Origin of the sequence: Streptomyces hirsutus (genome assembly GCF_001418415.1) — a bacterium.
Taxonomy (GTDB): domain Bacteria; phylum Actinomycetota; class Actinomycetes; order Streptomycetales; family Streptomycetaceae; genus Streptomyces; species Streptomyces hirsutus.
The window spans coordinates 1-5,832 of record NZ_LIQT01000650.1 but is presented as its reverse complement, the minus strand read 5'-3'; the positions used below and the strand labels follow the sequence as shown (position 1 = coordinate 5,832).

Sequence of the window (5,832 nt, the reverse complement as noted above, 5' to 3'; positions counted from 1 at the left end):
CACCTCCTCCGTCCTGGATCTCGCGCCCGTCCTACCGGTCGTCGTGGTCGAGGACGCCGCCGACGCCGTGCCGCTGGCGCGGGCGCTGGTCGCCGGTGGGCTGCCCGCGATCGAGGTGACCCTGCGGACGCCCGCCGCGCTGGACGCCCTCCGCGCGATCGCCGCCGAGGTGCCGGACGCGGTCGTGGGAGCGGGCACGGTGATCACGCCGGGGCAGGTGCACGAGGTGGTGGCTGCCGGGGCGCGGTTCCTGGTCAGTCCGGGCTGGACCGACGTCCTGCTGGAGTCGATGCGGGCGTCCGGGGTGCCGTTCCTGCCGGGGGTGTCGACGGTCTCGGAGGTCGTGGCGCTGCTGGAACGCGGGGTGCGGGAGATGAAGTTCTTCCCGGCGCAGGCCGCGGGCGGCACGGCGTACCTCAAGGCGATCGCCGGGCCGCTTCCGCAGGCCCGCTTCTGTCCGACCGGAGGGATCGGCCCGGACTCCGCGCCGGACTATCTCGCACTGGAGAACGTCGCCTGTGTCGGCGGGAGTTGGATGCTCCCGGCGGACGCGGTGGCGGCGCGCGACTGGGCGCGGATCGAGCGGCTGGCCCGCGCGGCGGCGGGGCTCAGCGCAGGTGGGACGTCTCGTTGAACAGCCGGACACTGGCGTTGCCGTCGGCGTAGTACGCCACCGCCGAGAGCGAGGCCGCCGACAGTTCCATCCGGAACAGGGACTCGGGCGGGGCGCCCAGGGCGAGCCGTATCAAGGTCTTGATCGGTGTCACGTGGGTGACGAGCAGGACCGTGCGGCCGGCGTACGCGGCGGTGAGCTCGTCCCGGGTGGCGGCGACCCTGGTCGCGGTGTCCGCGAAACTCTCGCCGCCGCCGGTGGGCTCGGCGTCCGGTGAGGAGAGCCAGGCGTTCAGGTCGTCGGGGTGGCGTTCGCGCACCTCGGCGAAGGTGAGGCCCTCCCACGCGCCGAAGTCGGTCTCGCGCAGTCCCTCCTCCACGCTCACCTCCAGGCCGAGCCGGGCGGCGACGATGCCGGCGGTCTCGCGGGTGCGGGCGAGGGGGGAGGCGACGACGGCCTGCACGGTGCCGCGCCGGGCGAGCACCGCGGCGGTCCTCTCGGCCTGCTCGCGGCCGGCGGCGGAGAGGGAGGGGTCGCTGCCGCCGCTGCCGGAGAACCGCTTCTGCGGGGTGAGCGGCGTCTCGCCGTGCCGGAGGAGTACGAAGGTGGCCGGCGGCCCCATGTCGGCGGGCGCCCAGCCCGAGGAGGGAGTGGTGGCCGACGCCTGACCACGGGCGGCGGCCGTCTCGGTGCCGGGAGTGGCCACGGCCTGCGCGGCCCGCACGTCGTCGGCGGCCTTTCCGGCGGGAGTGCTGCCGGCCTCGGCACGGGAGACCATGGCGTCGGCGCCCCCCGCGGACAGCTCGGACGGCCCGGACGGCTCAGGTGTCACGGGCCGGGCGGCCGGGGTGTCCAGCGCCGCGCGCGAAGCCGACGCGCTCCACGGTTCGCCCCGCTGCCCCGCGTCCATCGCCTCGTTCGCCAGGCGGTCCGCGTGCTTGTTCCGCTCGCGCGGAATCCACTCGTACGTGACCCGGTCCGGCGGGAAGACGCGTGCCGCCTCGGCCGCCAGCGGCTTCATGGCGGGGTGCTTGATCTTCCAGCGGCCCGACATCTGCTCGACGACGAGTTTGGAGTCCATCCGGACGTGGACCGTGGCCTGCGGGTCCAGCTCGCGGGCGGCCCGCAGGCCGGCCAGCAGGCCCGAGTACTCGGCGACGTTGTTCGTGGTGGCGCCGAGGTACTCGGCCGCCTCCGCCAGCGTCTCCCCCGTCGCCGCGTCACTGACCACGGCCCCGTAGCCGGCGGGCCCCGGGTTGCCCCGCGATCCGCCGTCCGCCTCTACGATGAACTCCCGCACCGGAAAATCTCCTCGGATCTCCCTAGCTTCCTAGCTTCCTACAGCCCCGAATCCGACGTGCGGACCAGGATGCGGCGGCAGTTCTCGCAGCGCACCACGGTGTCGGGCGCGGCGTGGCGGATCTCGTTCAGCTCGGTGATGGCGAGTTCCTGGCGGCAGCCCTGGCAGCTGCGGGCGTACAGCTTCGCCGCGCCGATGCCGCCCTGCTGCTCGCGCAGCTTCTCGTACAGCTTGAGCAGGTCCGCGGGGACGGATGCGGCGACGACTCCGCGCTCCTTGGTGATCGTGGCCGTCTCGCCGTCGATCTCCGCGCAGGCCGCGTCCCGGCGGGCGGTCGCGTCGTCGATCCGCGACTGGACGGAGGTGACCCGCTCGGCCAGTTCACCGGCCCGCTCCTGCGCGGACTCACGGCGCTCCATGACCTCCAGGACGACGTCCTCGAGGTCGCCCTGGCGCTTGGCGAGGGAGGCGATCTCGCGCTGGAGGCTCTCCAGGTCCTTGGGTGAGGAGACGGCGCCGGAGTCGAGGCGCTTCTGGTCGCGGGCGGCGCGCTGGCGCACCTGGTCCACGTCCTGCTCGGCCTTGGTCTGCTCGCGGGCGCAGTCGCTCTCCTCGGTCTGCGCGGCCACGTGCAGGTCGCGCAGCTGGGTGAGGTCTCGGGTCAGCGACTCGATCTCGGCGTGCTCGGGGAGCGACTTCCGCTTGTGCGCGAGCTGCTGGAGGCGGACGTCGAGATCCTGGAGGTCGAGAAGTCGGATCTGGTCGGCGGGCTCGGCGTTCAGTTGGGGGCTCCAGAGGTATCGGTGTCGAAGGACGGCGCGTGGGCGGTCCAGGGGTCGGTGACCGTGGCGGAGACATGGACCCGCAGGCCCCATCCGTGGCGGTCGGAGATCGTGTCGAGCTGGGCCGCGGCCAGTTCGCACCAGGGCCACTCGGTGGCCCAGTGTGCCGCGTCGAGCAGCGCGGGGGGCCGGCCGGCGGCATGCTCCGCCGCGAACTCCGACGCCGGGTGGTGACGCAGGTCCGCGGTGAGGTAGGCCTCCACGCCGGCCGCCCGGACGTGGGCGAAGAGGCTGTCGCCGGAGCCGCCGCTGACCGCGACCGTGCGCACGAGCGCCTCGGGGTCGCCGGCGACGCGGATGCCCTGCGCGGTGCGGGGCAGGCGCTCGGCGGCGCGGGCGGCGAGCTCGCGGACGGTCAGCGGGTGGTCCAGTTCGCAGACGCGGCCGAGCCCGCGGCGGCCCTCGGGGTCCGTGGTGTCCGGCACCAGCGGCCGGACGACGCGCAGGTCCAGGGCGCCGGCCAGGGCGTCGCTCACACCGGGGTCGGCCCTGTCGGCGTTGGTGTGGGCGACGTGCAGCGCGATGCCGTTCCTGATGAGCGTGTGCACCACGCGGCCCTTGGAGGTCGTGGCCGCGACGGTGGTCGTGCCGCGCAGATAGAGCGGGTGGTGGGTGACGAGCAGGTCGGCGCCCAGTTGCACCGCCTCGTCGACGATCTCCTGGACGGGGTCCACCGCGAACAGGACCCGGCCGACCTCCTGGTCGGGGTCACCCGTGACGGTACCGACCGCGTCCCAGGACTCGGCCCGCTCGGCGGGCCACAGGATCTCCAGCGCGGTGATGACTTCAGACAGACGGGGCACATCGCAAGGCTACCTGCCCGTATGGCGCGGTAGTACCGGAGCGGGTACGGGAACCGCGCCCGCACCGGCCAGCACATACGCCTCCGCTTCCTCGGACGAATCGTTCCTGGAACACCCTTATGTGTGAAGCGGGGCCCGGTGGGTCTCCCGTCCGCGCGTACGAAAACTACGTTCGTCGCCGGAGGTGACCGAACGATGACGATGTGTGCGATCGAGCCTTCCACGGGCCGGGAGGTTCCGGATCCCGAGGTCTCGGGTCACGGGGTCTCGGGTCACGGGGACACCGGGCACGAGGAGAGGACGGCGGCTGCGGGGGCGCCGCCGCCACCGGGCTGTGTCCTCAGTGCCGACGGCTCCTACGGCGCGCGCCTCGCCCGCGAGGGCGACTCCCTGTTCCCGGAGCGCTGGACCCTGGACGGCCCCGAGCCCTACGCGGTGCCGCTGCGCGCCGGCCAGCCCGAGGAGCCCGGCACCGAGGTGCAGCCCATGAGCGACGGGCGGGTCCTCATCCGCCGGCTGGTGGACGGGAGGCACGCGTTCTCCCTGCTGTACCCGACCGGTCCCGGCACCGGCGAGGTGCCGCTCGGCGCGGTCGCGTGCCCGGACGGGGGGACCCGGCTGCGGCTCCTGCCGCCCGCACCGTGCGGGCGGCGGGCGTACGCCGTCGCCGTGGGCCCGCGGTCGACGGCCCTGTGGCTGGTGGCGGGCGGCGCCTTCGGGCCCGAGCACGTCGCCGAGATCCCGGGCCGCTGTTCGGGCGGGGTGTGGCTGGACCGCACCGGCCGGATGCTCTCCCTGGACCGGGAGGCCGGCGGGCGCACCAAGGCGGTCGTCGTGGACCTGGAGCGCGGGGGCGAGGTGTCGCCGTTGCTGCAGATCGCCGAGGAGAGCGACGACCGGGTCCTGCTCGCCGACCCGGACAGCGGCCTGCTGCTGATCCGCTCGGACGCGCCTTCGCCGGGACAGGGCCGGCTGGGCTGGGGGGTGCTGGGCAGCACGCTGCCGGTGCGCTTCCCCACGTGCCTGCGTCTGTCGGACTGCGCGGTCACGCCGTTCGCGGTCCAGCCCGGCCAGGCGCTGACGCCGGAGGGGTGCGCGGTGGCGCTGCGTGTGGACGGGCCGCTCGGCAGCTGGGTCGGGGTGTGGCGGCCGGCCCAGCGGCAGCTGCACCACCTCCCGGCACCCGAAGGGTGGTTGGCCGGCACCGGACTGTGGACGGCGGAGGGGGTGCTGCGCCTGCCGTGCGCCACCCCGGCGATGCCGTGCGGGGTGGCCGTGCTGAACCCGCCGGGGCCGAAACGGCGGTCGGAGCAAGACCGGGGGGAGGAGCGGAAGGAGAACCGGAAGGACTCCTCCGCGAGGCCCGAACAGCCTTCTCCGGAAGGGGAGTCCACGACTCCGGCCGAACCGGCCGCACCCCGTCCCGTCCCCCTGCAACAGGCGCCTCTGGGACGGCTTGTAACGAAGTAGTGGCGGTCGGCGTGGCCGTCTGGATTCGCCCCCTGGTCTCCCGGTTAAACTCGCCCGGCTGTAGGAAAGATCATGTTTACGGGGTGAGTTCCTTCCGATGAACGATGCGAGCACCAACCAGCCGCAGACCGCAAACGGCGGGCAGACCGCCGCTGGGCACGGCAAGCACCGCGGACCGGTGTCCTGGCAGGACACCACGACGGCCCCTCGCGGCCGCCACCGGAGGCCTGCCGAAGAGAACGAGCATGGGGAGAGGGCTGCCTGACGTCACGTCAGGTACGCACTCGGGCGCCAAGTCGACAGCTGAACGGCCCCGTTCGTCATGGACGAGCGGGGCCGTTCCGCGTCCCCGTCCGGGCCGCCGTGCACGACGAGCAGGTGCCGGACTGCCGGGTGCTGATCCTCGCCACGTCCGGCCGCCCCGGCCATCTGCAGCGGGCCATGGCCGCGGGAGCCGCCGGTTTCCTGGTCAGGGACGGTTCGGTGGACGAGCTGGCCTCGGCGATCCGCCGGGTGCTGACCGGAGAGACGGTGATCGACCCCGTCCTGGCCGCCGCGGCCCAGAGCGCGGGCCCTCCTCCCCTCACCCCCGAGGAGTACGCCTGCCTCCATGCCGCGGCGAACGGCACACCGCTCGCCGAGCTGGCCGTCCGGCTCCACCTCTCCGAGGCCGCCGCCACCGCCCGCCTCACCGGCGCCCTCGCCAAGACCGGCGCCTCCACCCCCGCGGAGGCTCTGCGCGAGGCCCGCGGACTGGGCTGGGTCTGAGCCGGCCGGTCAACCGGCCGGTCAACCGGATCCCCC

5 protein-coding genes and 1 pseudogene are annotated in these 5,832 nt (G+C 74.2%); 3 read left to right on the top strand and 3 right to left on the bottom strand.

Translation table 11 applies throughout. The features are described from left to right. On the top strand, positions 1-634 hold a 634-nt coding region (eda, locus tag AOK11_RS36665), incomplete at its 5' end, for a bifunctional 4-hydroxy-2-oxoglutarate aldolase/2-dehydro-3-deoxy-phosphogluconate aldolase (RefSeq protein ID WP_276204865.1). On the opposite strand, the gene AOK11_RS36660 is transcribed toward eda, so the two are convergent. From AOK11_RS36660 to AOK11_RS36650, 3 genes are read right to left on the bottom strand one after another with little or no spacing between them, the layout of a single operon-like run. After that, entirely contained in the window at positions 609-1,913 is a 1,305-nt protein-coding gene (locus AOK11_RS36660; protein WP_055597951.1) for a bifunctional RNase H/acid phosphatase, read from the bottom strand. The genes eda and AOK11_RS36660 overlap by 26 nt on opposite strands. Positions 1,914-1,951: 38 nt before the next feature. Continuing rightward, the gene (locus AOK11_RS36655; RefSeq protein WP_206189001.1) at positions 1,952-2,695 is read right to left on the bottom strand and encodes a zinc ribbon domain-containing protein; all 744 of its coding nucleotides are present in this window, start codon (positions 2,693-2,695) and stop codon (positions 1,952-1,954) included. After that, on the bottom strand, positions 2,692-3,558 hold the full coding sequence (locus AOK11_RS36650) for a Nif3-like dinuclear metal center hexameric protein (protein ID WP_055597949.1): 867 nt from the start codon (positions 3,556-3,558) through the stop codon (positions 2,692-2,694). The genes AOK11_RS36655 and AOK11_RS36650 overlap by 4 nt, the downstream gene beginning before the upstream one ends. Before the next feature lie 195 nt (positions 3,559-3,753). On the opposite strand from AOK11_RS36650, the gene AOK11_RS36645 reads away from it, so the two are divergent. Together AOK11_RS36645 and AOK11_RS36640 are read left to right on the top strand one after the other, a co-directional pair. Next, positions 3,754-5,028, top strand: a complete 1,275-nt coding sequence (locus AOK11_RS36645; protein WP_055597948.1) for a hypothetical protein — start codon at positions 3,754-3,756, stop codon at positions 5,026-5,028. A 357-nt stretch (positions 5,029-5,385) separates the two neighbouring features. Further along, positions 5,386-5,796: pseudogene (locus tag AOK11_RS36640) on the top strand (DNA-binding response regulator); the annotation flags it as partial. Positions 5,797-5,832: the final 36 nt, after the last annotated feature.

Excerpts from the sequence above, each read along its gene's own strand:
- AOK11_RS36645 (WP_055597948.1), top strand. The coding sequence starts at position 3,754 with ATGACGATGTGTGCGATCGAGCCTTCCACGGGCCGGGAGGTTCCGGAT.